The 23,805-nt window shown below is 75.5% G+C and carries 21 protein-coding genes; 12 read left to right on the forward strand and 9 right to left on the reverse strand.

Translation table 11 applies throughout. The features are described 5' to 3' along the window. Positions 1-81 precede the first annotated feature (81 nt). The 3 genes from ACTMS2_RS25790 (at position 82) to ACTMS2_RS25800 (ending at position 3,736) form a co-directional block, all read left to right on the forward strand. A complete protein-coding gene (locus ACTMS2_RS25790; protein ID WP_441177724.1) occupies positions 82-1,344 on the forward strand; it encodes an ROK family transcriptional regulator in 1,263 nt (420 codons plus the stop codon). Between the two features lie 109 nt (positions 1,345-1,453). After that, positions 1,454-2,074 carry an acyl-CoA-like ligand-binding transcription factor gene (locus ACTMS2_RS25795; protein WP_441177725.1) on the forward strand — a complete coding sequence of 207 codons (621 nt, stop codon included), beginning with the start codon at positions 1,454-1,456 and terminating at the stop codon, positions 2,072-2,074. 69 nt (positions 2,075-2,143) lie between these two features. Further along, entirely contained in the window at positions 2,144-3,736 is a 1,593-nt protein-coding gene (locus tag ACTMS2_RS25800) for an MDR family MFS transporter (protein WP_441177726.1), read from the forward strand. Between the two features lie 85 nt (positions 3,737-3,821). Here ACTMS2_RS25800 and ACTMS2_RS25805 read toward each other — a convergent pair whose 3' ends face one another. From ACTMS2_RS25805 to ACTMS2_RS25840, 8 genes are all read right to left on the reverse strand, one after another. Next, positions 3,822-4,748 (reverse strand): STM4011 family radical SAM protein, encoded by a 927-nt coding sequence (locus ACTMS2_RS25805; protein WP_441177727.1) that lies wholly within the window; start codon positions 4,746-4,748, stop codon positions 3,822-3,824. After that, positions 4,745-6,067: an STM4012 family radical SAM protein gene (locus tag ACTMS2_RS25810; protein ID WP_441177728.1), complete on the reverse strand. Its 1,323-nt coding sequence runs from the start codon at positions 6,065-6,067 to the stop codon at positions 4,745-4,747. The genes ACTMS2_RS25805 and ACTMS2_RS25810 overlap by 4 nt, the downstream gene beginning before the upstream one ends. Next, positions 6,064-6,867 (reverse strand): STM4013/SEN3800 family hydrolase, encoded by an 804-nt coding sequence (locus tag ACTMS2_RS25815; protein ID WP_441177729.1) that lies wholly within the window; start codon positions 6,865-6,867, stop codon positions 6,064-6,066. Before ACTMS2_RS25815 ends, ACTMS2_RS25810 begins: the two co-directional genes overlap by 4 nt. Further along, the gene (locus ACTMS2_RS25820) at positions 6,855-7,976 is read right to left on the reverse strand and encodes an STM4014 family protein (RefSeq protein WP_441177730.1); all 1,122 of its coding nucleotides are present in this window, start codon (positions 7,974-7,976) and stop codon (positions 6,855-6,857) included. Before ACTMS2_RS25820 ends, ACTMS2_RS25815 begins: the two co-directional genes overlap by 13 nt. A 1-nt stretch (position 7,977) precedes the next feature. Continuing rightward, entirely contained in the window at positions 7,978-8,925 is a 948-nt protein-coding gene (locus ACTMS2_RS25825; RefSeq protein ID WP_441177731.1) for an STM4015 family protein, read from the reverse strand. Between the two features lie 6 nt (positions 8,926-8,931). Further along, positions 8,932-9,804 (reverse strand): STM4015 family protein, encoded by an 873-nt coding sequence (locus tag ACTMS2_RS25830; protein WP_441177732.1) that lies wholly within the window; start codon positions 9,802-9,804, stop codon positions 8,932-8,934. Positions 9,805-10,023: 219 nt separating this feature from the next. Further along, positions 10,024-10,815 (reverse strand): shikimate dehydrogenase family protein, encoded by a 792-nt coding sequence (locus tag ACTMS2_RS25835; protein ID WP_441177733.1) that lies wholly within the window; start codon positions 10,813-10,815, stop codon positions 10,024-10,026. 148 nt (positions 10,816-10,963) lie between these two features. Continuing rightward, positions 10,964-11,437 carry an aromatic ring-opening dioxygenase LigA gene (locus ACTMS2_RS25840; protein ID WP_441177734.1) on the reverse strand — a complete coding sequence of 158 codons (474 nt, stop codon included), beginning with the start codon at positions 11,435-11,437 and terminating at the stop codon, positions 10,964-10,966. A gap of 565 nt (positions 11,438-12,002) precedes the next feature. On the opposite strand from ACTMS2_RS25840, the gene ACTMS2_RS25845 reads away from it, so the two are divergent. From ACTMS2_RS25845 to ACTMS2_RS25870, 6 genes are all read left to right on the forward strand, one after another. Further along, a complete protein-coding gene (locus tag ACTMS2_RS25845) occupies positions 12,003-12,902 on the forward strand; it encodes an alpha/beta hydrolase family protein (protein ID WP_441177735.1) in 900 nt (299 codons plus the stop codon). A 197-nt stretch (positions 12,903-13,099) separates the two neighbouring features. Next, positions 13,100-13,885: an ABC transporter ATP-binding protein gene (locus ACTMS2_RS25850; RefSeq protein ID WP_441177736.1), complete on the forward strand. Its 786-nt coding sequence runs from the start codon at positions 13,100-13,102 to the stop codon at positions 13,883-13,885. Further along, complete coding sequence (locus ACTMS2_RS25855; protein ID WP_441177737.1) at positions 13,882-14,604, forward strand: ABC transporter ATP-binding protein; 723 nt, start codon at positions 13,882-13,884, stop codon at positions 14,602-14,604. The genes ACTMS2_RS25850 and ACTMS2_RS25855 overlap by 4 nt, the downstream gene beginning before the upstream one ends. A gap of 27 nt (positions 14,605-14,631) precedes the next feature. Then, a complete protein-coding gene (locus ACTMS2_RS25860) occupies positions 14,632-15,510 on the forward strand; it encodes a branched-chain amino acid ABC transporter permease (RefSeq protein ID WP_441177738.1) in 879 nt (292 codons plus the stop codon). Continuing rightward, positions 15,507-16,622, forward strand: coding sequence for a branched-chain amino acid ABC transporter permease (locus tag ACTMS2_RS25865; RefSeq protein WP_441177739.1), 1,116 nt, complete (start codon positions 15,507-15,509; stop codon positions 16,620-16,622). The genes ACTMS2_RS25860 and ACTMS2_RS25865 overlap by 4 nt, the downstream gene beginning before the upstream one ends. An 86-nt stretch (positions 16,623-16,708) precedes the next feature. Further along, positions 16,709-17,989: an ABC transporter substrate-binding protein gene (locus ACTMS2_RS25870; RefSeq protein WP_441177740.1), complete on the forward strand. Its 1,281-nt coding sequence runs from the start codon at positions 16,709-16,711 to the stop codon at positions 17,987-17,989. A gap of 97 nt (positions 17,990-18,086) precedes the next feature. Here ACTMS2_RS25870 and ACTMS2_RS25875 read toward each other — a convergent pair whose 3' ends face one another. Continuing rightward, entirely contained in the window at positions 18,087-19,307 is a 1,221-nt protein-coding gene (locus ACTMS2_RS25875) for an acetyl-CoA C-acetyltransferase (RefSeq protein WP_441177741.1), read from the reverse strand. A gap of 133 nt (positions 19,308-19,440) precedes the next feature. Here ACTMS2_RS25875 and ACTMS2_RS25880 point away from each other — a divergent pair, with 133 nt between their 5' ends. The 3 genes from ACTMS2_RS25880 to ACTMS2_RS25890 all read left to right on the forward strand — a co-directional run bounded on the left by ACTMS2_RS25880 (position 19,441) and on the right by ACTMS2_RS25890 (position 23,791). Then, on the forward strand, positions 19,441-20,208 hold the full coding sequence (locus ACTMS2_RS25880; RefSeq protein WP_441177742.1) for an SDR family oxidoreductase: 768 nt from the start codon (positions 19,441-19,443) through the stop codon (positions 20,206-20,208). A 97-nt stretch (positions 20,209-20,305) separates the two neighbouring features. Continuing rightward, positions 20,306-20,917 carry a TetR/AcrR family transcriptional regulator gene (locus ACTMS2_RS25885; protein WP_441177743.1) on the forward strand — a complete coding sequence of 204 codons (612 nt, stop codon included), beginning with the start codon at positions 20,306-20,308 and terminating at the stop codon, positions 20,915-20,917. 87 nt (positions 20,918-21,004) lie between these two features. Continuing rightward, the gene (locus tag ACTMS2_RS25890) at positions 21,005-23,791 is read left to right on the forward strand and encodes a LuxR C-terminal-related transcriptional regulator (protein WP_441177744.1); all 2,787 of its coding nucleotides are present in this window, start codon (positions 21,005-21,007) and stop codon (positions 23,789-23,791) included. Positions 23,792-23,805 lie beyond the last annotated feature (14 nt).

The following is a 23,805-nucleotide window of genomic DNA, read 5'->3' on the forward strand; positions in this document are numbered from 1 at the left end:
ACCACACGTGGTCGTCGGGGTGGTTGGCCGGGGGCGGGGTCGTACAGTCGCACCGGGCGGCCGAGCGGATCGGGGTGGCAGGTGGAGCTGGCGCGCGCGACCAACCGGGGCGTCCGGATGCGCAACCGGTCCGCCCTGCTGTCCAAGGTCCTCCTGGACGGCCCGCTCACCCGGCAGGACCTGGTCCGCGGCACCGGGTTGAGCCAGCCGGCGGTGAGCAACGTGGTCGGCGACCTGATCGACGAGGGGCTCGTCGTCGAGGCGGGCGCCGTCGGGTCCGACGGCGGCCGGCCCGGCATGATGCTGCGGGTCGCGCCGCGCTTCGCGTTCGTCGTCGGGGTGGACGTCGGGGAGACCCGGGTCCGGGTGGAGCTGTTCGACTTCGCCATGACCCCGCTCGCCGGCGTCGCGTACCCGCTCGCGTCGCGGCGGACGGAACCGGCGGAGGTGGCCGGGCACGTGCTGGCCGGGATCGACGCGGTCACCGCCCGGGCCGGGGTGGCCGCCGACGAGGTGCTCGGCGCCGGCATCGGCGTGTCCGGGGTGGTCGAGCAGGGCCGGGAGGCCGTGGTGCACGCCCAGTCGCTCGGCTGGGACCGGGTGCCGCTGGAGCGGCTGATCGCGGCGGGCACCGACCTGCCGCTGCACATCGACAACGGGGCCAAGACGCTCGGGCAGGCGGAGATGTGGTTCGGCGCCGGCCGGGGGGCCCGGCACGCCGTCTTCGCGCTGGTCGGTTCCGGGGTCGGCGCCGCGGTGGTGACCGACGGGGTGACGTACCGGGGCGCCTCCAGCAGCGCGGGGGAGTGGGGGCACACCACCCTGCTCTACGGCGGGCGGCCCTGCCGCTGCGGGGCCCGCGGCTGCCTGGAGGCGTACGTCGGCGCGTCGGCCGTCCTCGACCGTTACCGGGAGGCCCGGGGTGGTCGCCCGGTCCCGGGCGGGGACGAGGAGTCCCAGCTGGCGGCCCTCATCGACGCCGCCGACGACTCGGCCGCCGCCCGGCGCGTGCTGACCGAGACGGCGGAGTACCTCGGCGCCGGGGTGGCCAACCTGATCAACCTGTTCAATCCGGAACGGGTCGTGCTCGGGGGCTGGGCGGGCATGGCCCTGGGCGACCTGCTGCCGGCCGTCCGGGAGGCCGCCGGCCGCCAGGCGCTGCGCCAGCCGTACGAGCAGGCCTCGATCGAGCTGGGTCTGCTGGGTGTCGACGCGGTGGCGCTCGGCGCGGCGACGCTCCCGATCGCCCGGCTGCTCACGGCCGGCGGCCTCCGGCCGGTGGACCGGCGGGTCGCCGGGCGGGCGGAGCCTCCCGGTCGACGACCGGCGTCGGGGACGCCGTGACGGCCGCGCGCGGTGCCCGGTGACCAGGGCCGGTGCCGCCGGGATGGGCCACATCACTTCACTTCATAAAACATTGCAGGTTCTGCAAGATCGCTTGTAGTGTCCTCGCGTGACTTCTGCCGGCACTGAGCCCACTCCCGGACGGCGCGACCGCAAGAAGCGCCGGACCCGGGCCGCGCTGACCGAGGCGGCGCTGCGCCTGGTGGCCGAGCGCGGGCTGGCCCAGGTGACGGTGGAGGAGATCAGCGAGGCGGCCGACGTCTCCCCGCGTACGTTCTTCAACTACTTCGCCTGCAAGGACGACGCCCTGGTAGGTGACCAGGCGGGCGACGCCGCCCGCCTGGTGGCCCGGCTGGCCGCCGTGCCGCCCGAGGTGCCCGTGCTGACCGCGCTGCGCACCGCCCTCGACGACGTCATCGACGAGGTGCGCGCCGAACGCGAGCTGTGGTGCCTGCGGATGGACGTGGTGGCGCGCAACCCCGCGCTGTTGCCGCGCCTGGTGGCCGGCAACGCCGAGACGGAGCGGGCCATCGTCGAGGTCGTCGCGGCGCGGGTCGGCGTCGACCCCGACCACGGCTACCCCGCGCTGGTCACCGCCGTGACGGGCGCCGTGCTGCGCATCGCGATGACCCGCTGGGCCGCCCACCCCGACCGGCCGGATCTGGCCGACCTCGTCGACGAGGCCTTCGCCGCCCTCGCCGCGGGGCTGCCGCAACCCGATCGGCCCTGACCCGCCCGCAAGCCCCTTCCGGGAAGGTGCCCGGGAGGCCGTGAAACCCGTACCCGGTAAGGAAGTCCGATGACCGCCACCGTGCCCGCCGAGACCACCAAGGTCGGCGCCGGCCGCATGTCCCGCCGCGAGGTGCTCCAGGCACTCTCCGGCCTGATGGTCGGCATGTTCGTGTCGATCCTCGCCTCCACGGTCGTGGCGAACGCGCTGCCGCGCATCATCGCCGACCTCAACGGCACCCAGACCGTCTACACCTGGATCGTCACCACCGAACTGCTGGCCATGACGGCGACCGTGCCGCTGTGGGGCAAGATGGCCGACCTCTACAGCAAGAAGCTGCTGATCCAGCTCTCCCTCGGCCTCTTCGTGATCGGCTCGCTGATCGCCGGCCTGACCCCGAACGTCGAGGTGCTGCTGGCCAGCCGGGTCGTGCAGGGCATCGGCGCCGGCGGCATGACCGCCCTGGCCACCATCGTGATGGCGGCCATGATCCCGCCCCGCGAGCTGGGCCGCTACGCCGGCATCTTCGGTGCCGTGTTCGGCGTCGGCACCATCGCCGGCCCGCTGATCGGCGGCGTGCTGGTGGACACCTCCTGGCTCGGCTGGCGCTGGTGCTTCCTGATCGGCGTCCCGTTCTCGCTGCTCTCGATCGTCCTGCTCCAGCGCACCCTGCACCTGCCGGTGACCCGCCGCAAGGTGAAGATCGACTGGCTCGGCGCGCTGCTCATCACCTCCGGGGTCTCCACCGTGCTGGTCTGGTCGTCGCTGGCCGGCAACAAGTTCGCCTGGGCCTCGGGCTGGACGGCGCTCATGGTCGGCGGCGGCCTCGCCCTGCTGGCGCTGGCCGTCTGGGTGGAGTCGCGCGCGGCGGAGCCGATCGTGCCGCTGGAGATCTTCCGCAACCGGACGGTCTCGCTGACCACCGTCGCCAGCATCCTGGTCGGCGTGGCGATGTTCGGCGGCACCGTGTTCCTGTCCCAGTACTTCCAGCTCTCGCTGGGCAAGTCGCCGACGGTGGCGGGGCTGATGAGCCTGCCGATGATCCTGGGCCTGCTGGTCTCGTCGACGGTGGCCGGCCAGCTCATCACCAAGTACGGCCGCTGGAAGCGTTACCTGGTGACCGGCGCCGCCGTGATGGTCGTCGGCATGCTGCTGCTGGCCACCATCGACGCCGGGACCAGCGTCGTGCTGCTCAGCGTCTACATGGCGGTGCTCGGCATCGGCGTCGGCATGCTCATGCAGAACCTGGTGCTCGCGGCGCAGAACGACGTGCCGGCGCACGAGTTGGGCGCGGCCACCTCCGTGCTGACCTTCTTCCGCAGCATGGGCGGCACGATCGGCGTCAGCGCGCTCGGCGCGGTGCTGGCGAACCGGGTCGCCACGCTGAGCGCGGAGAAGCTCGGCCCGCTGGCCGGCGGCGCCCCGGGCGGGGAGGGCTCCACCGAGGTGCCCGACCTGTCCGCTCTGCCCGAGCCGGTGCTGAGGATCATCCAGGACGTGTACGGGACCGCCACCGGCGAGCTGTTCCTCGTGGCCACCCCCTTCGCGGTGCTGGCCCTGCTGGTGGTGCTGTTCATCCGGGAGAAGCCGCTGCACACCCTCAGTGGTGATGAGCGGCGGGCCCGGGAGGAGGCGGCCGCCGCCGTACCCGGCGCGCACTGAGCCACCCGATCGGGGGCGGTCCGGCCGCGCCGGGCCGCCCCCACCCCTGCCCGCCCGTCGATCCGTTCCGCCCCGCCGACCGCTGTCAGGCCGGCGGTGATGCCGGCGCGGGGACCGCCGGCGGCCGGCGGTCCGGCGCGGCGAGCGGTACCGGTCGGCGTACGGGCGGCCAGGCCGCCGGGATGCGCTCCAGCACCCCGCCGGCGAAGACGTCGCGCAGGCCGAGCGGCTTGAGGTGGACGTACCCGATGTGGCAGTCGCAGACCGCGTTGCCGCACGGCCGAGGCCGCAGGGCCGCCCGCCACGACCCGTCGTAGAGGTTGCCGATCGGCTCGTCGATGAAGTGGCAGCGGCGCACCGTGCCGTCGCCGCGCACCGAGATCGCCGTCTCGCCCGCGTGGCACGGCCGGTCGAGCGACACGTGCGGGCGCACGCTGTAGCCGAACAGCGGATCCAGCTCCGTCCACGTCGCCTCCTCGGCGGCGTCGTAGCGCCGGCCCTCGGCGGCGTTGACCCACAGGTAGACCTCGGCGGGCAGGGCGGCCCGCAGCGCCCGCGCCTCGGCGAGGTGCTCCGGCAGGCCGACCACCCCCACCGAGTAGCGCACGCCCAGCTCGGTCAGCCGGGCGCACCGGCTCAGGAAGCGGTCCCGGTCGACCTGGCCGGGGTGGTAGGTGCTCCACAGGGCGACGGCGCGCGGGTCCGCGTCGGCCAGCCAGTCCACCCGGGCGGCGAGGTTGGTCTGGATGACCACCCGCTCGACGTGCGGCAGGTGCGACAGCGACACCATCGCGTCGCGGTACCAGCGGCGGGTCAGCCCCTCGCCCCACGGGGTGAACAGCACCGACAGCCGTACGTCGACGGTGGCCGCCACCCAGCCGGCGAACCGGGCGAGCGCCGCCCGGTCGGCGCGCAGCAGCTCCGGCGGGTCCCGCCGCTTGGCGAACGGGCAGTACGGGCAGTCGTAGTTGCAGCTCGCCAGGGGACCCCGGTAGAGGATCGCCAGGTTCACCTCGGCACGTACCCGGTCATCGCGTCGCGGACCCGGGCCGAGGTCAGCCACGGGCCGATCGCGTCGGAGCGGGCCAGCCCGGCCGGCGTCAGCCGCAGCCCGCCGTCGCCGGCCCAGCCCCGCTCGGCCAGCCGGCCCAGCTCGGGGAAGTCGTCGCTTGGAAGCGCGCCGAAGCGGGCCCGGTAGGCCGCCGCGTCGACCCCCTCGGCGCGCAGCAGCGACTTGAGCAGCCACCGGCGGCGCTGCTCCGCGCCGTCGAGGGCGAACCCGAACTCGGCGAAGCGGAAGTCGTCGGCCGGGCGGGCCAGGTAGTCGTCGAGCACCGCGCGGACCTGCGACACCCCGACCGCGTAGTCGAACGAGTAGTGCAGGGACGTGGTGTAGGAGCGGGCGCCGCAGCCCAGGCCCACCATACCGTCGTCCTGGCAGCAGTAGTCCGGCCCGTCGGGGGCGGGCGCGTCGGCCCGGCGGAACTGGCGCATCGACTCCTGCCGGTAGCCGGCCGCGCCGAGCGTCGCCACGGCCTGCTCGTAGAGGGCGAGGCGCTGGGCGTCCCAGTCCGCCCGGGCGTGCGCCCGCCGCCCGAGCCCGGTCAACGGGCGCACGTACAGCGGGTAGAGGTACAGCTCCTCCGGGCGCCACGCCAGGGCCGCGTCGAGGCTCTGCCGCCAGGTGTCGGCGCTCTGCCCGTCGATGCCGTAGATCAGGTCGATGTTGAGCACGGGGATGCGGGCGTCGCGGATCGCGGCCAGGGCCGCCTCCACCTCCGCGCGCCGCTGCGGGCGGCCGGCGGCCCGGGCCTCGGCGTCGAGGAAGCTCTGCACGCCGATGCTCACCCGGGTGGTGCCGTGCGCGGCGAGCACCGCGAGCCGCTCCGGCGTCGCGGTCGCCGGCGACGTCTCCGCCGACAGCGGTACGCCCGGCAGCCGGGCCCCCATCGCGGTGGCGACGGCGAACAGCTCGGTCAGCTCGTCGGCGGTCAGGTAGGTGGGGGTGCCACCGCCGAGCGCCGCGCGGGCGTAGCCGGCGTCGTCGCCCAGCGCGTCGGCGACCCGGCCGGCCTGCCGGCGAAGCTGCCGCAGGTACGCCGTCACCTGCTCGGCGGGCGCGTTGGCGCGGGTGAACAGGTTGCAGAACCCGCAGCGCATCTCGCAGAACGGCAGGTGCACGTAGAGGAAGAGCGCCTCGCGCGCCTCGGCCCGCCACACGTCCGACAGCAGCGGGCGCGGGCGCAGCGGCCGGTAGGAGGTCTTGTGCGGGTACGCGTACAGGTACTGCTGGTACGGCGAGCCGTCGAGGCCCGTGTCGGTGCTGGTCACCATTCCCCCGGTCGCAGGACGAAGTGGGCGTACGGGACCGTCCACACCACGTCGTGGCCGATCCGGTGGCCGGTGTGGCCGTCCTCGCCGTACGCGGTGCCGTGGTCGGAGCAGACGATCGCGAACACCGGCCGGCCCCGCCCGGTGAGCAGGGCGAAGAGCCGGTCGATCCGGCCGTCGACGTACTCCAGGGCGGCGGCGTGGCTGGCCAGGTCGTCGACCTGCGCGCCGGGCAGGTGGTGCCGGTTGGGCTGGTGCAGGGCGGCGACGTTGAGGAACGTGAACAGCGGCTGTCGCGCCGGCACGCGCGGCAGCACCTCGGCCAGCCGGTCGAGTTGGGCGTCCAGGCAGGTGGGGGAGGTGACCCCGAAGCCGGGCTCCCAGTGCGCCTCGGCGAACAGGCCCGGCAGCACCGCCCCGAGCGGGCTGCGCCGGTTGAAGAACCCGACGCCGCCCAGGCAGAGCGTGTGGTAGCCGACGCCGGCGAGCGCCGTGGGCAGGTCGGGGGCGTCGAACACCCAGGTGTCGGCGCCGGCCGTCTCGCTCCCGGGGAACGCCGCCGCGTACAGCCGCTCGTGCCGGCCCGGGGTGACCGGGGTGGGCAGGAAACCGGCGAAGAACGCGTGGTGCGCGGCGTAGGTGAAGCTGGCGGGGGAGTGCCGGCGCTCCCACCGCCCGCCGGGCAGGGCCCGCGCCAGGTGCGGCGTGCGCCCGCGCGCGGCCAGGTCGGCGGCGACGTCGTGGCGCAGCGTGTCGAGGGTGAGCAGGAGCAGGTCGTGGCTGCCGATCAGACTGCGCACGCGAACACCTCCCGCCCGGCCGCGCCGACGTGCGTCGGCTCCCGCCCCGAGGCCGACCGCCAGCGCGTCCACCGGCCGTCGGTCAGGGCGCGCACCTGCTCGGCGTACGTGTCCCGGCCGTCGGTGAGCACCCCCGGCAGCAGGTCGCCGAAGGCATTGACCTCGGCCACCGCGTGGCGCCGCCAGCCGAGCAGGAACATCAGGTCGATGCCGACCTGGAGGGTGCGGGGGAAACACCCGGCCACCCGCTCGCACGTCTCCATCGCCGCCGCCCACGCCGCGGGCCCGGCCGCCGCGCGCAGCTCGGCGAGGTCCCCGCGCGCGTTGCCCAGATGCAGGTTGGTCAGCGGCCCCCGGGCGGCGCGCACGACGGCGTGGGTGGGCCGCCCCGCGACCGTCACCACCCGCAGGTCGACCACCCGGTCGCCGAGCCCCGCCTTGGGCAGCCACCGCTCCACGTGCAGGCCGTCGGCGGCGATCCGGTCGACGATGGCGGCGACCTCGGCCTCGTCGGTGTATCGGCGCGGGCGCAGCGAGTTGAACAGCCCGTCCGGGGTCGCCTCGATCGTGGTGACCGCCTGCACCCGCCCGCTGGCCACGGCCAGCGCGACGACCCCGGCGGCCGACGAGCCGTGTGCGGGCTTGACGAACACGCGGCTCCAGCGGGCCGCCGCCATCGCCGACCGCAGCTGCGCCCACCCGTGCACCGGGGGCAGCGCGGCCGGCACCGGCACCCCGGCGGCCGACAGCCGGGCGTGGCAGCGCCGCTTGTCGCACAGCACCGCGACGTCCGCCGGATCGTTGAGCAGTTCCGCGCCGCCGGCGGCGACCCGGTCCAGGCCCCGCAGCAGCCCGGCGTACGTGTCGGCCAGGCCGATCAGCTCGCCGTGCCGCGCCGGCGAGGCGGACCGGCGCAGCAGCCGGTCCACCTCGGCGTCCTCCCCGGGCGAGTCGACCCGCACCACCGCGCCGGCCTCGGGCGGCGCCGCGCCGGTCAGCACGTCGGCCCACGGCAGCACCTGCGGCCGGGGCAGGCCGGCGGCGAGGACCGCCCGGGTGAACAGGTCGACCCGGCGGTTGCCGGGGTTGCCGACGACGGTCAGGCGCATGTCATTCCGACACCGCCGTGTAGCGGTAGCTCTCGCCGTCGTACTCGTCGGCCTCCTGCGGGTCGGACACGTCCACCGCGACGCCCGGCAGCGCGGCGACCAGCGACGCGGCGGTCTCCTCCGCCAGGTAGTGGTGGGACAGGTCCAGCTCCGCCAGGTGGGTCAGCGGCTGCCCGGCCAGGAGGGCCGCCGCGCCCTCGTCGCCGAGCGTGCCCATCGACAGGTCCAGCCGTTGCAGCCGGGGCACCACCGGCGCCGACGCCAGGGCCCGGGCGAGGTCGTCGGCGATCTCCGAGTTGCACAGGCCGAGCCGGCGCAGTTGCGGGAACCGTTCCCCGGCCAGCAGCGGGGCGAGGTCGGTGACCTGCGCGTCGCCGCCGTAGTCGGAGGTGCCGAGCCACAGCTCCAGGTCGGTCAGCGCCGGCAGGTCGGAGTCGAGCACCGCGCCGACGAACGCCCGGGGCAGCCCGCCGCTCTCCACCGCCAGCTCGCGCAGCCGCGCGTGCCGTACGGGGGAGAAGCTGAAGTCGGCGCCGCCGCGCACCCGCAGCACCTCCAGCGCCGGGTACGCCGTCAGCAGCTCGCTGACGTCGCCCACCTTCATCCAGGAGACCTCGCACTCCTCGACGGTGATGTCACCGAGGAAGAGCGCCCGCAGGGCGGGCAGGCGGGGTGCTGCCGCGCAGAGCTGCGCGATCGGGGCCGGGTTGAACGCCGCGTAGCCCCAGGGGCCGACGACCAGGGACTGCACGCGGGCGCCGGCCTGCGCGACGAACCGGTCGAAGGCCGCCCGGAACGGCTCCGAGAGCGCGTCGTCGGTGCGTTGGTCCCACCCGGGGTCGGAGAGCCGCCAGGACACCGGGGCGTCGACCGCCGGCAGCGGCCCGTCGAGGGGTACGTCGACGACCGGGCGACCGGCGAACCGCTCGGCGTGCGAGAAGAAGGTCACCGGCGATCACTCCCCGACGGCGGTGTAGCGGTAGGGGGTGCCGTCGTACTCCTCGGCGGTCTGCGCGTCGGACAGGTCGACCTGCACGCCCGGCAGCGCGGCGGCCACCGACGCGGCCATCTCCTCCGACAGGTAGTGGTGGTGCAGGTCGAGCCGCGTCAGGTGGGCCAGCGGCTGGCCGGCAAGCAGCGCCTTCGCGCCCTCGTCGGTCAACGTGCCCCTCGACAGGTCGAGCGCCTCCAGCCGGGGCACGACCGGCGCGGCAGCGACCGCCGCCGCGACCGCGTCGGCGATCTCGGCGTTGCAGGCCGCGAGGTAGCGCAGGGCGGGCAGGCCGGCTCCGGAGAGCACGCCGGCCAGGTCCTCGACGCCCGCGTCGCCGCCGTAGTCCCTCCTGCCGAGCCACAGGTCCAGCCGGTGCAGGGCCGGCAGCTCACACGCGCCGACGGCACGGACCACCCCGGCCGGCAGCCCGCCGGACTCGAAGCGCAGCTCCCGCAGCCCGGTGTGGCGGACCGGCTCCAGCCGCAGGCCCTGCGCCCCGCGCACCCAGAGCACCCCCAGCGACGGGTACGCCGCGAGCAGCGGGGTGATGTCGCCGTGGGTGAGCCAGGAGATCTCGCACTGCTCGTAGGTCAGGTCGGCGAGGAAGACCGCCCGCAGCCCGGTCCACTCCCCGGCGGCCTCGACCAGCGTCTCGACCGGCAGTGGCCGCTCGTAGGCCTCGCCCCACTCGCCGATCACCAGGGCGCGTACGGCGTCGGGCGGCACCTGCTCCCGCAGCGCCCGTACGAGACCGGCGAACTCCTCGGGCTCCGCGTCGTGCTCCTCGACCTCCAACCGCCAGGCGACCGCCGAGGGATCGTCGGGAAGGCTCATCCCCGGTGTGAAGGGCACTACCGGTAATCCGACGAACGACGACACGTGGGAGCTGATCACGCCTACCTCCGGTCCGACTGGTGCAGCGGCGGCGCGACGGTAACAGGTCCGGCCGACAGGATGATCAGTGAGCCGGCCGGCGGGTGACGCGGACGCCGGCCGGGACCGGACGGCGGTCGCCGGGAGTCGCCCGGGTTCCCGGCGCGGACCGGCGGTCGGTCACAGCCCGAAGAAGTCCAGGTAGGCGTCGATCTGGTGGGCGAGCATCGGCTCGCCCGGATGCGCCCGCAGCCCCCGGGCGCGCGCCTCGGCCAGCAGGAGCGTCTCGGCCGGCGTCATGATGATGTCGGCGACCACCGCGTGCGCCGGCAGGTCGGCCACCGCGAACGGCGGCGGGTCGTCGGGGCACAGCCCCAGGGGCGTGGCGTTGACCGCGAGGTCGGCGTCGGCCAGTCGCGGTCGCGCCGTCGCGCCGACCCGGCCGGGGTACGCGGCGGACAGCCGCCGCCGCAGCGTCTCCAGCCGGTCCGGGTCGGTGTCGCTGAGGTACAGGTGCGCCACGCCGGCGTCGAGCAGGGCCACCGCGATGGCGCTGCCCGCCCCGCCCGCGCCCACCACGCACGCCCGGCGGCCCCGGGGAGGGTGCCCGGCCCCGGCCAGCCCGCGGACGAACCCGTCGCCGTCGAAGGTGTCGGCGGTCCACGTCCCGTCGGGTTCGCGCCGCAGCGCGTTGGCGCTGCCCGCGAGGCGGGCGCGGTCGCTGGCGCGGTCGGCGAGGTCGAGCGCGGCGGCCTTGTGCGGCACGGTGACCAGCATCCCGTCCAGGTTGGCCACCCGTTGCAACCCCCGCACCACCTGGGTGAGGTCGGCCGGCGCCGCGTGGACCGGGACGAGCACCGCGTCGGTGCCGCGCCGGGCCAGCACCGGGTTGAGCAGCCCGGGGGCGCGCACCTGGGCGATCGGGTCGCCGAGCAGCGCGTACACCCTCGTGGCGCCGCCTATCTCGGTCATCAGGGCGTCTCCGCGGGGCAGGGGTCGTCCGGCGCGGCCGGAGGGGGCGGTGCCGACCCTAACCGACGGCCGCACCCGCCCCGACGCGGCCCGGCCAGGCGGCGGCCCGGCCACGCGGTACGGGGCGTGGCCGGGCCGCCGGCACGGATCAGGAGGTGCTGGAGGCCGGCGCGGGGAGGGCGTCGAGCCGGCGGGACAGGGTGAGCAGGGAGTACCCGATCAGGGCGAGCACCACCCCGAGGCCCATCGCCAGGGCGGCGACCCCGAAGGAGACGACCGAGGTGAACAGGGAGGCGCGCAGGAACGAGCCGTTCATGACGGTCTGCCGGGTGGGGTCCTCCCGGCCGAGTTCGGCGTATGTCTTGCCGCCACTGGCCTCCAGCGAGTGCTTCTCGATGACCTCGGCCTCCGCGTACGCGGTCAGTGGGCCGTCGATCTTCTCGCCGGCGAACCAGTCCGCGTCGGCGGAGACGGTGATGCGTTCGTCGGCGAGTTGGCTCTGCACGGTGAACCAGGTGGCGGCCCCTCCGATCAGCATGATCAGGCCGGCGACGATGACCAGGACGGACAGCAGCCGGACGGTGGAGCCGACCGCTCGGGACTTCGCAGCGGTGTCGCTCATGGTGTCTCCTCTCCCGCGTCCCTGGGCAGGCGCCCCGGGCGCGGACCTGTTTCCCGCGGAAGTGGGCCACAGTATCGGCAACCCACGGAAAATTCGCTTCCGTGCACCGACGGCAGACGCGCCGCGCCCACCCGGCGGGAGTCGGCCGGGCGGGCGCGGGGTGCCGGTGTGGACGGACGCTTAGCCGCTGGCCGACGGCCCGCGGATCGCGTCGCGTACGCGGCCGATGACCGCCAGCGCCGGTTCGGCCGCGCGAGGTTGCCCTTCGCGGACGGGGCGCTCGGGTGCGGCCGCGTCGGGGCGGTGGCCTCCGCCATCCGTACGACGCCGGCCATCGTGCGGAGCCGGTCGGCGGGTACGCGCTGGCGCTGCAGCGGAACTCCTGGCGTTCCTCGGCGAGGCGCTCGTCGGTCGTGGTGTCGCCGCCTCCGCCCGGCAGCGTCCGGGCCAGCGGGTGGACGACCTTGTGTTTCCCGAGGACTGGTGATTTCGCCGATGCGCCGCCGCCGGCACCACCCAAGACTGATGCATGTCGATATGCCCCGTCCCGTAGGGAGTGCCCGACGTGTCATCACCAACCACCACCGTCCGTCCCCGTCCCGCCGCCCGCCTCGCCGGGCTGGCCGTGGCCGCCGTCCTGGCCGCGGTGGGCGCGCTCGCCGCGCCGCCGGCCGCCCAGGCTGCCGCCAACCCGTACGAGCGCGGTCCCGCCCCGACCGTCGCCCTGCTGGAGGCCAGCCGCGGCCCGTTCGCCACCGCGTCGCAGAGCGTCTCGTCGCTCAGCGTGTCCGGCTTCGGCGGCGGCGTCATCTACTACCCGACCAGCACCGCCGAGGGCACCTTCGGTGCCGTCGCCATCTCGCCCGGCTACACGGCGGCCTGGTCCAGCATCGACTGGCTCGGGCCGCGGATCGCCTCGCACGGGTTCGTGGTGATCGGCATCGAGACCAACACCCGCCTCGACCAGCCGGACAGCCGGGGCCGGCAGCTGCTCGCGGCGCTCGACTACCTGACGCAGCGCAGCTCTGTGCGGGGCCGGATCGACGCCAGTCGGCTCGCCGTGTCCGGCCACTCGATGGGTGGCGGCGGCAGCCTGGAGGCGGCGGTCGCCCGGCCGTCGTTGCAGGCCGCCGTGCCGCTGGCGCCGTGGAACCTGGACAAGACCTGGTCCGACGTCCGGGTGCCGACCCTGATCATCGGTGGGGAGAACGACAGCGTCGCGCCGGTCTCGTCGCACTCGGAGCCGTTCTACAACAGCATCCCGGCCTCGTCGGAGAAGGCGTACCTGGAGCTCAACGGGGCGAGCCACTTCTTCCCGCAGACGGTCAACACGCCCACCGCCCGCCAGGCGGTGGCCTGGTTGAAGCGGTTCGTCGACGACGACACCCGCTACGAGCAGTTCCTCTGCCCGGGCCCGAGCGGCTCGGCCATCCAGGAGTACCGCAACACCTGCCCGAGCGCCTGACGCCTGCCGGGGCGACCGCCAGCCGCGGTCGCCCCGCGACGCGTGGCTGCCCGGCCGGTGCAGAAACCGTCGGTCGCCGCCCGGTTCGGGGCGGCGACCGACGAGCGTGCGCGGCCAGGGCATCGAAGGTATTGACGGCCCACCTCAGAAACGTACACTCCCAGTGTAAATACTGGCGGCTGCCGGGGGGACGGGCGATGGAGCAAGGGCTCGCACTGCACCACATCGGGGTCCGCTTCGGCGGCCTCACCGCCCTCGACGACGTCTCGCTGCGGGTGCCGCCGGGTCGGGTGGTCGGCGTGATCGGACCCAACGGCGCCGGCAAGACCACCCTGTTCAACGTGGTCTGCGGCTTCGTCACGCCGGACGACGGGACCCTGACCCTCGACGGCCGGCCGCTGCGCCCGCGCCCGCACCGGCTGACCCGCCTCGGCGTCGCCCGCACGTTGCAGGGCACCGGACTCTTCGCCGGGCTCACCGTGCTGGAGAACGTGATGACCGGGGCCACCCACACGGCCCGCGCCGGTTTCCTCGCCGCCCTGCTGGGCCTGCCCCGCAGCGACCGCGACGAGCGCCGGCTGCGCCGACACGCCCTCGACGTCCTCGACACCCTGGGCATCGCCGGGCACGCCGACGCCGTGCCGGGCACGCTGCCCTTCGCCGTACGCCAGCGGGTCGCCCTGGCCCGCGCGCTGGCCGCGCGGCCCCGGCTGCTCCTGCTCGACGAACCCGCCGGGGGCCTGGGCGCCGACGACATCGCCGAGCTGGCGGAGCTGATCCGGGGGCTGCCCCGACGCGACGCCGATCCCTGCGCGGTGCTGCTGGTGGAGCACCACATGGACCTCGTGATGTCCGTCTGCGACGAGATCGTGGTGCTCGACTTCGGCCGGGTGATCGCCGCGGGCACCCCCGACGAGATACGCGACGACCCGGCGGTCGCCGACGCCTACCTCGGCGCCGCCGTCGACGAGGCCGCGGCATGAGCGGCGAGGCCCTACTCGAGGTACGCGGCCTGACGGCCGGCTACGGCGGCGCGCCGGTGCTGCACGGCATCGACCTCACCGTGCCGAAGGGCGCCATCGCGGCGGTCGTCGGCGCCAACGGGGCCGGCAAGACCACCCTGCTGCGCGCCCTCTCCGGCATGCTGCGCCCGGCCGCCGGCCGGGTCGTCCTGGCCGGGGAGGACCTGCGCGGCGTCGCGGTGGAGCAGCTCGTGCGCCGCGGCATGGCCCACGTGCCGGAGGGGCGCGGGGTGGTCGGCGAGCTGACGGTCGACGAGAACCTGCGCCTCGGCGGGCTGTGGCGGCGCGACCGGGCCGACGCCGCCCGCGCCCTCGACGAGGTCTACCAGCTCTTCGCGCCGCTGGCCCGACGGCGACGACATCACGGGCACCAGCTCTCCGGCGGCGAGCGGCAGATGCTCGCCCTCGGCCGGGCGCTGGTCGGCCGGCCCCGCCTGCTGCTGCTCGACGAGCCGTCGCTCGGCCTGGCGCCGCGGGTGGTCACCCAGACCATGGCACTGCTGCGCCGGCTGCGCGACGACACCGGGCTGACCGTGCTGCTGGTCGAGCAGAACGTGCGCAGCGCCCTCTCGATCGCCGACGAGGGCGTGGTGATGTCCCTGGGCCGCGTCGTCACCACCGCACCGGCCGGCCGGCTGCGCGACGACGCCGACCTGCGGCACGCCTACCTCGGTTTCTGAACCCCTCGTCCCCGCAAGGGAGGACCGTTGGACCGCTTCGTCTTCCTCACCCTCGACGGACTGTCCAGGGGCGCGGTCCTCGCCGCGTTCGCCCTGGCGCTGGTGCTCATCTGGCGGGCGGCCCGGATCGTCAACTTCGCCCAGGGCGCGATGGCCGTCGCGACCGCGTACGTCGCCTACAGCGTCTCCGCCGCGACCGGCTCCTACTGGCTGGGGTTCCTGGCCGCGCTGGCCGCCGGGCTGCTGCTCGGCGCGGCGGTGGACGTGGTCGTCATGCGCTTCGTCGACCACGCGTCGCCGCTCAACCCGGTGATCGTCGCGCTCGGGCTGGTGCTGCTGATCCAGGCCGTCCTCGGCATGGTGTACGGCAGCGAGTTCCTGCCCGCCGGCACGCCCTTCTCCCGCAACCCGCTGACCGTGGGCGGCGTCGCCGTCCTGTCGCCGTACGACCTGTTCGTCTTCGCGGCGGTCGCGGTGGTGGTCGTGGGGCTCGCCTGGACCTTCACCCGTACGGCGGTGGGCCTGCGGATGCGCGCGGCGGCGTTCGCCCCCGAGGTTTCCCGCCTGCTCGGGGTGAACGTGGGCGGCATGCTCACCCTCGGCTGGGCGCTGGCCTCCGGGGTCGGCGCGCTGGCCGGCATGCTGGTCATCCCCACCGAGCTGGGCCTGCACCCGCACGCGATGGACCTGGTCTTCGTCTCGGCGTTCACCGCCGCCGTGGTGGGTGGGCTGGACAGCCCACCGGGGGCGTTGGTCGGCGGACTCGCGGTCGGCCTGCTGCTCTCCTACGTCAGCGGCTACGCCGGCAGCGACCTCACCCCGCTCGCGGTGCTGGTGCTGCTGCTGGCGGTGCTGCTGGTCCGGCCCGGCGGGCTGTTCGCCCCGGTCGCGGCGAGGCGGGTGTGAGCGCCACCCGGGCGGCGACCCCGCCGGGCACGCGGGCGCGGGTCGACGGCGCCGGTCCGGCCGGGGCCCGCCGCGGCTCGACCCTGCTGCGCCACCTCGGCCTCGCGGCCGTCGCCGCGCTGCTGCTGGTGGCCGCCAGCTACGGGCTGGAGCCGTTCCGCAACTTCCAGCTCGCCACCGTGGCGGCCTACCTGTGCGCCACCGCCGGGCTGACCGTCCTCACCGGGCTCAACGGGCAGCTCTCCCTGGGGCACGGCGCGCTGATGGCCACCGGCGCGTACGCCGTGGCCCTGTGCCAGAACGCGTTCGCCGACGCCGGGATGACCGGCGGCTGGCTGCTCCCGGTCTCGCTGGGCGCGGCCGTCCTGGCCGCCCTCGCGGTGGGCGCCGTGGTCGGGTTGGCCGCCGCCCGGTTGCGCGGGCCCTACCTGGCCGGGGTCACCCTGGCCGTCGCGGTCGTGGTGCCGGCGCTGGCCGTCACCTTCGACGGCGTGTTCAACGGCGAGCAGGGGCTGGCGGTGCCGGTCGAGCCCCCGCCGGCGGCCCTCGGCGTCTACTTCCCCTACGAGCGCTGGCAGCTCTGGGTCACCGCGGCGGCCACCCTGCTGGCCCTGCTGCTGCTGGCCAACCTCGTCCGCAGCCGGTACGGCCGCACCTTCCGGGCGGTGCGCGACGACGAGGTCGCCGCGCGCCTCGCCGGCATCCACGTCGCCCGCACCCAGGTGCTCGCCTTCGTGGTCAGCGCGGCCGGCGCCGGGCTCGGCGGCGCCCTGCTCGCGGTCCTGGCGCAGAGCGTGTCGCCCGGGGCGTTCTCGCTGACGCTGTCGCTGTTCCTGCTGATGGCGGTCGTCATCGGCGGGCTGGGCAGCCTCGCCGGCGCGGCGTGGGGCGCCGTCCTGCTGGTCGTCCTGCCCGACCTGACGCACACCCTCACCGAGCAGCTCACCCTGTCGCCGGCGCTCGCGCAGCGGGTCGAGGGCAACCTGCCGCTGGCGATCTTCGGGCTCACCCTCGTGGTCGTCATGATCGCCGCTCCGGGCGGCGTGCAGGGCCTGCTGTCCCGGCTGGCCCGGGCCGCCTCCGCGCGCCGGCCGGGCCGGCGGCGGCCCTGAGTCGTCCCGGCCCGCCGGGAGTCCGCACCCGTCCCGCCCACACCCACCCCACCACCAACCGGACCGAGGAAAGGTCGGTGTCTGACATGACACGAACGGCACGGCGCGGATTCGCGCTCGCCACCGCCATCACCCTGCTCGTCGCCTCCGCCGCCTGCAGCGGGGACGACGGTGGCGGCGGGGGCACGGTCCCCGGCGTCACGGACACCGAGATCGTGGTCGGCACGCACATGCCGCTCACCGGTCCCGCCTCCGCCGGCTACTCCAAGATCGCCCCGGCCACGAAGGCGTACTTCGACCACGTCAACGCCAACGGCGGCGTGCACGGCCGCAAGATCACGTACAAGATCATGGACGACGGCTACAACCCGGCGAACACGCAGCAGGTGGTCCGCCAGCTCGTCCTGCAGGACAAGGTCTTCGCGATCCTGAACGGTCTCGGCACCCCGACCCACACCGGCGTGCTCGACTTCCTCAAGAGCAACCGGGTGCCCGACCTCTTCGTCGCCTCCGGCAGCCGCAGCTGGGACCAGCCCGACCGTTATCCGGGTACGTTCGGCTTCAACCCCGACTACACCGTGGAGGGCAAGATCCTGGCCCACCACGTGAAGACCAGCCTGCCGGGGCGGAAGGTCTGCTTCCTCGGCCAGGACGACGACTTCGGCCGGGACAGTCTGGTCGGCGTGGAGAAGGTGCTCGGCGCCGGCGCCGTGGTGGCGAAGCAGACGTACGTCACCAGCAACACCAACGTGGCGCCCCAGATCGGCGCGTTCAAGGCGGCCGGCTGCCAGGTCGTCGTCCTCGCCACCGTGCCCGGGTTCACCGCCCTGGCCGTCGGCACCGCCGCCCGGCTCAAGTTCCAGCCGCAGTGGCTGGTCTCCAACGTCGGGGCCGACCATCCGACGCTGGCCAAGCAGCTCGGCGCCAACGCCGGGCTGCTGGAGGGCATGATCGGCGCCAACTACCTGCCGATGCAGAACGACGCCGCCGACCCGTGGATCCAGCTCTTCACCAAGGTGAACAAGGAGTACAACGGCGACGCGCCGTTCGACGGCAACACCGTCTACGGCATGGCGGTCGGCTACCTCTTCGTGCAGGTGCTCCTCGCCGCCGGCAAGGACCTCACCCGCGAGGCGGTCACCGAGGCCGTCGCCAAGGGCGGCTACCAGGGGCCGGGGCTGGCCCCGCTGCGCTACTCCGACACCGACCACTCCGGCTACGGCGGGCAGCGGCTGACCCGGGTGAGCGGCGGGACGCAGGCCTACTTCGGGCCCACGTACGAGACGGACGAGGGCGACGGGCCGGTACGCGAGCACACCGCCGCGCCGGTGGCGCCGCCGGCCAACGGGGTGCCGACGGCCTCCTGAACCGGTCGCACCGGGCGGTTCTGCCAGGCCCGCAGCGGTGAGCCCGGTGACCGTGGCGTGGCGCGTCGGCTTCCCGGCCCGCCACGCCCGGTCGGGGTCAGCTCATCCGCTCGATCACCATCGCCATGCCCTGGCCGCCGCCGACGCACATGGTCTCCAGCCCGATCTCCCGGTCGTGCCAGCGCAGTGAGTTGATCAGTGTGGTGGTGATCCGGGCGCCGGTCATGCCGAACGGGTGGCCCACCGCGATCGCGCCCCCGTTGACGTTGAGCCGGTCCCAGTCGACGCCCAGCTCCCGGGCGCTGGGCAGCACCTGCGCGGCGAACGCCTCGTTGATCTCGACGAGGTCGACGTCCCCGACGGACATGCCGGCGCGCCGCAGCGCCTGCCGGGACGCCTCCACCGGCCCGAGCCCCATGATCTCGGGGGAGAGGGCGCTCAGGCCGGTGGAGACGATCCGGGCCAGCGGGGCGACGCCCAGCTCCCGCGCCCGTACGTCGGACATCACGACGAGTGCGGCGGCGCCGTCGTTGAGCGGGCAGCAGTTGCCGGCGGTGACCGTGCCGTCGGGCCGGAACACCGGCGGCAGTGCCGCCACCGCCTCCAGGGTCACCCCGGCGCGCGGCCCGTCGTCGGCGGCCACCACCGCCCCGCCGGGCACCGTGACGGGGGTGATCTCGCGGGCCCAGAAGCCGTCGGCGATCGCCTTCTCGGCCAGCAGCTGCGACCGTACGGCGAACTCGTCCTGGCTCAGCCGGGACACCCCGCGCAGGTGGGCCACGTTCTCGGCGGTCTGCCCCATCGCGACGTAGACGTCCGGCAGCTCGCCGTCCTCGCGCGGGTCGTGCCAGCCCGACAGCTCGCCGGCCGCCCGGCCCGCCGTTCGCGCCAGGGCCGGCGCGAAGGCGGGGTTGGTGGTGCCGGGGTGCCCGTCGGCGCGGCCCCGGTCGTAGCGGGAGACGCACTCGACGCCGACGGAGAGGAAGGCGTGACCCTCGCCCGCGCGGATGGCGTGCAGGGCCATCCGGGTGGTCTGCAACGACGACGAGCAGTAGCGGTTGACGGTCGTGCCGGGCAGGTGGTCCAGCCCGAGCAGGGTGCCGACGACCCGGGCGAGGTTGTGGCCCTGCTCGCCCGCCGGCTGTCCGCAGCCGAGCATCAGGTCGTCGATCTCGCGCGGATCGAGCGCCGGCACCTGGTCGAGGGCGGCGCGCACGACGGTGGCGGCCAGGTCGTCGGCGCGCAGGTCGCGCAGGGAGCCCTTGTGCGCGCGCCCGATGGGCGACCGGGCGGCGGCGACGATGACGGCTTCGGGCATGACGGCGTCCTCTCCGGGGTCCAACTATCTGCATCGACAGTGCGGTTAGGAGTGGAGGCTGTCAATGGAATGTGACGCGTCCATCGACGTTCCGTCGTTGACGCCGGTCGGCTGCCCTCCTACTATCTGCATCGTGAATGCAGATTCGGGGCGGCTCGCTGGCCGGGTCGCCCTCGTCACGGGCGCCAGTCGCGGCATCGGCCTGGCCGTCGCCCGCAGGCTCGTGGCGGAGGGCGCCCGCGTGGGGTTGACCGCGCGACACCCGCAGGCCCTGGCCGAGGCGGTCGCGGCGCTCGGTGGGCCCGCCCGCGCCGTGGCCGTACCCGGCCGGGCCGACGATCCCGGGCACCGCCGGGCGGCGGTCGACGCCGTGGCCGAAACGTTCGGGCCGATCGACGTGCTGGTCAACAACGTCGGGATCAACCCGGCGTACGGGCCGCTGGTCGATCTGGACCTGACGGCGGCCCGCAAGATCCTCGACGTCAACCTGGTCGGCACGCTCGGCTGGGTGCAGCAGGTCGCCGCGGGGATGGGCGAGCGCGGCGGTTGCGTCGTCAACGTCTCCTCGATCGCCGGACGCGTCCCGTCGCCCGGCATCGCCTTCTACGGGGTGAGCAAGGCCGCCGTCGACCACCTCACCGCGTGCCTGGCCGTCGAGCTCGCCCCGAAGGTCCGCGTCAACGCGGTCGCGCCCGCCGTGGTGAAGACCCGCTTCGCGGCGGCGCTGCACGAGGGCCGGGAGGAGGAGGTCGCCGGGGCGTACCCGCTGGGGCGCCTCGGGCTGCCCCGCGACGTGGCCTGCGCGGTCGCGTTCCTCGCCTCCGACGACGCGGCGTGGATCACCGGGCAGACCCTCGTCCTCGACGGCGGGGTCAGCCTGGCCGGCCGGCCCGCCGGATGACCGCGCCGGGCCGGGGCCGGGCGGCCGGCGCGTCGCCCGTGGCTAGACTCGGCGCGGCGGTGCGGGCGACGTGACGGCGACGAGGAGGCGGGCGACGATGGGCGGTGCCGAGGCGCCGGTCCGGGTCGACGGCCGGACCGCCCGGGCCGAACGCACCCGGGCGGCGATCGTCGAGGCGCACCTGGCACTCATCTCCGAGGGCGACCTGAGGCCGACCGGCGAGCGCATCGCCGAGCGGGCCGGCATCTCGCTGCGGACGCTCTGGACCAACTTCAAGGACATGGAGACGCTCTTCGAGGCCAGTGGCGCGGAGCTGCTCCGGCAGCAGGACGCCGCCTACCGGCCGATCTCGCCGGCGCTGCCGCTGGCCCGGCGGGTCGACGCGTACTGCCGGCAGCGGGCCCGGCTGCTCCAGCTCATCGCGCCGTCGGCCCGTGCCGCCCAGATGCGCGAGCCGGTCTCGGGGCAGCTGCGTCGCAACCGCCTCAAGCACATCGAGCGGGTCCGCGAAGAGGTCGAGCACCTCTTCGCCGCCGAGCTGGAGCAGGCCGGGCCGCACCGGGCGCAGGTGGTCCACGCGCTGGTGGCCGCCAGCATGTGGCCCGCCTGGTCGATGCTGCGCGACGGGCTGGGGCTGGGCGTGGACCAGGCCCGCGCGGTGATGGCCCGCACGGTCGCCGCGCTGCTGGCCGACATCGGCGCGCACTGACGCGCGAGCGGGGTGGTCGGGCTTTCCATCCGGCTACCGATAGGTAACACTCGATGCATGGTTACTGCATCGTCAGTGCAATTAACCGTGTTGCGTGGCCGGACCGAGGAGCGCGCCGCCATCCGGCGGCTGCTGGGCGACCTGCCCACCGGCGGGGGAGCGCTGCTGCTCCAGGGCGAGCCGGGATCCGGCCGGAGCGCGCTCGTCGACTACGCGCACCGGCACGCCGAGGGCTGCGCCGTCCTGGCCGGCACGGGGCTCCCCGAGGAGGCCGACCTGCCGTACGCCGGACTGCAACGGCTGCTGGACCCGGTGCTCGACCGCGCCCCGGCGCTGCCGGAGCATCAGCGGCGGGTGCTGCTGCGGGCGGTGGCCGGCGCGGGCTGCCCCGCTCACCGCCGCCTGGCGCTCTCCCTGGCCGTGCTCGGCCTGCTGGCCGCCGCCGCGCGGGAGACCCCCCTGCTGTGCACGATGGACGACGTGGACCGGGGCGACCAGCCCACGGCGGAGGTGCTGGCGTTCGTCGCCCGCCGCCTGCACCGCTCGCGGGTGGCCGTCCTGCTCACCACCGCCGCGGACGTGCCGCTCGGCGGGATGGCCCGCCACCGGCTGCGCCCGCTCGACGACCGGGACAGCGTCGCCCTGCTCACCGACCGGCTGGGCGGCCGCCCACCCGCGCCACCCGTGGCCGCCGCGCTCGGTGCGGCGGCCGGCGGCAATCCGCAGGCCCTTCTCGACCTGGCCGGGGTGCTCACCCCCGGGCAGTGCCGTGGGGAGGAGCCCGTGCCCGAGACGCCCCCGCCCGACGGCAGGCTGGGCCGCGCCTACCGGGCCCGCCTGGACCGGCTGCCCGCCGACACCCGCCGCGTCCTGCTGCTCGCCGCGCTCGACGAGGACGGGGAGCCGGCCACCCTGGTCCGGGCGGCCCGGGCCGCCGGCACGGCGGTCGAGGCGCTCGCCCCGGCCGAACTCGCGGGCCTGGTCCGCGTCGAGCCGCGACGGGTCACCTTTCCGCAGCCCCTCGTCCGCACCGTGGTCCGGGCCGCCGCGCCGCTGGCCGAGCGGCGCGCGGCGCACCTGCTGCTCGCCGGCGTGCTGGACGGGACGCGGCACCGGCTGCGCCGGGCGGGACACCTCGCCGCCGCGGCCCCGGGTCCCGACCCGGCCCTGGCCGCCGAGCTGGAACAGGCGGCGGCCGAGTACGCACGCGGGGGAGCGGCGGCCGCCGCGGCGCTGCACCGGGCCGCCGAACTCAGCGACGATCCGGTACGCGCCGCCGCCCGGCTGGTGGCCGCCGCCCGGTACGCCTGGTTGGCCGGTCGGGTGCACCGGGCCCGACTGCTGCTGGGCGAACTGCCCCCGGCCGCGGAAGTCGCCGTCGCGGGCCGGGCCGAGGAGGCCGCCGTGGCGGGCCGGGCCGACCTGCTGCGCGGGGAACTGGAACTGCGCACCGGCCGACCCGGGCTCGCGCTCACCACGCTGCTGTCCGCCGCCGACACCCTGGCCGCCGCCGATCACGCGTCCACCGGCACGGGGGGCGCGGACGGCGATCGCGCGCTGGCCCTCGGGGCGTTGGTGCGGGCGGGCGAGGCCGTCTGCTTCGCCGGCGACCAGTACCGCTACGCCGAGGTCGCGCGGCGGGCGGAGCTGTTGCGCCGCCCCGACGACCCGCCCGCGACCGAGCTGCTGAGCGCCTACGTCGCCGGGACGGCGGCGACGCTGCGCGGCGACCACGAGCAGGCCGGCCCGGCTCTGCGCCGGGCGGTCGTCCTCGGTGGACAGCTGACCGGGGCGGCGTCGACCCCCGCAGCCCTGACCTGCGCGGCGGCGGCCGGGCTGCTGGTGGCCGTGGACGGCGCGGCGCACCGGCTCGCCGAGCGCGCCGTCGAGGTGGCCCGCGAGCGGGGCGAGGTGTCCGCACTGCCGCGCGCGCTGGAGCTGCGGGCGGCCGCGGAGTACTGGCTGGGCCGGCACGACGCCGCGACGGACAGCTCCCGGGAGGGGCTGCGCATCGCCCGGGACACCGGCCAGGAGAACTGGGCCGGCGTACACCTGGGGATGCTGGCGGTGCTGGCAGCCGTGCGGGCCGATCGCGACACCGCCCTGCGCCGGATCCGGGAGATCGGCGAGGACGCGGGCGCGCACAGCCGGCCGCGCGCCCTCGCGCAGTGGGCGCTGGCCGTGCTCGACCTGGTCGACAACCGGCCGGCCGCCGCCGCCGCGCGACTGGCCGGGCTGGCCTGTCCGGGTACGGGCCGGGGGCAGGTGCTGGTCCTGGTGATGGCCACCCCGTACCTCGTGGAGGCGGCCGCCGCCGTCGCGGACCGACCGGTCGCCGGCGCCGCCCTCGCCGTCTTCGACCGGTGGGCCAGCAGTACGGCGAGCCCGTCGCGCCGGGCCCTCTCCGCGCGCTGCCACGGGCTGCTCGCGCCCCGGGGCAGCGCCGAGGCGGAACGCGAGTTCCGCACCGCCCTGCGGCTGCACCCGACGGACGCCGACGCGTTCGAGCGGGCCCGCACCGAGCTGCTCCTCGGCCGGGAACTGCGCCGCAGCCGCCGACCGCGTGCGGCCCGTGAGCACCTGCACGCCGCGCGGGAGGCGTTCACGCTGCTCGGGGCGGCCAGCTGGGCGGAGCAGGCCACCACGGAGCTGCGGGCGGCGGGGGAGTCGGTCGGCCCCCCGGAGGAGTCGGCGGCCCGACTGTTGACCGGTCAGCAGCTCCGGATCGCGCAACTGGTCGCCGAGGGCGCCACCAACCGGGAGATCGCCGCCCGGATGTTCCTGTCCACCCGCACCGTCGACCACCACCTGCGCAACATCTTCCACCGCCTCAACATCCGCTCCCGCACCGAACTGGCCCGCGCCCTGTCCTGACCAGGGGCCCGCAC

It is taken from the genome of Micromonospora sp. SD12 (assembly GCF_052068495.1).
Lineage (GTDB): Bacteria > Actinomycetota > Actinomycetes > Mycobacteriales > Micromonosporaceae > Micromonospora > Micromonospora echinofusca.

Coding starts and splice junctions, on each gene's coding strand:
- ACTMS2_RS25800 (WP_441177726.1), top strand. CDS start 2,144: ATGACCGCCACCGTGCCCGCCGAGACCACCAAGGTCGGCGCCGGCCGC.
- ACTMS2_RS25820 (WP_441177730.1), bottom strand. CDS start 7,976: ATGCGCCTGACCGTCGTCGGCAACCCCGGCAACCGCCGGGTCGACCTG.
- ACTMS2_RS25830 (WP_441177732.1), bottom strand. CDS start 9,804: ATGAGCCTTCCCGACGATCCCTCGGCGGTCGCCTGGCGGTTGGAGGTC.
- ACTMS2_RS25835 (WP_441177733.1), bottom strand. CDS start 10,815: ATGACCGAGATAGGCGGCGCCACGAGGGTGTACGCGCTGCTCGGCGAC.
- ACTMS2_RS25840 (WP_441177734.1), bottom strand. CDS start 11,437: ATGAGCGACACCGCTGCGAAGTCCCGAGCGGTCGGCTCCACCGTCCGG.
- ACTMS2_RS25850 (WP_441177736.1), top strand. CDS start 13,100: ATGGAGCAAGGGCTCGCACTGCACCACATCGGGGTCCGCTTCGGCGGC.
- ACTMS2_RS25855 (WP_441177737.1), top strand. CDS start 13,882: ATGAGCGGCGAGGCCCTACTCGAGGTACGCGGCCTGACGGCCGGCTAC.
- ACTMS2_RS25870 (WP_441177740.1), top strand. CDS start 16,709: ATGACACGAACGGCACGGCGCGGATTCGCGCTCGCCACCGCCATCACC.
- ACTMS2_RS25875 (WP_441177741.1), bottom strand. CDS start 19,307: ATGCCCGAAGCCGTCATCGTCGCCGCCGCCCGGTCGCCCATCGGGCGC.
- ACTMS2_RS25885 (WP_441177743.1), top strand. CDS start 20,306: ATGGGCGGTGCCGAGGCGCCGGTCCGGGTCGACGGCCGGACCGCCCGG.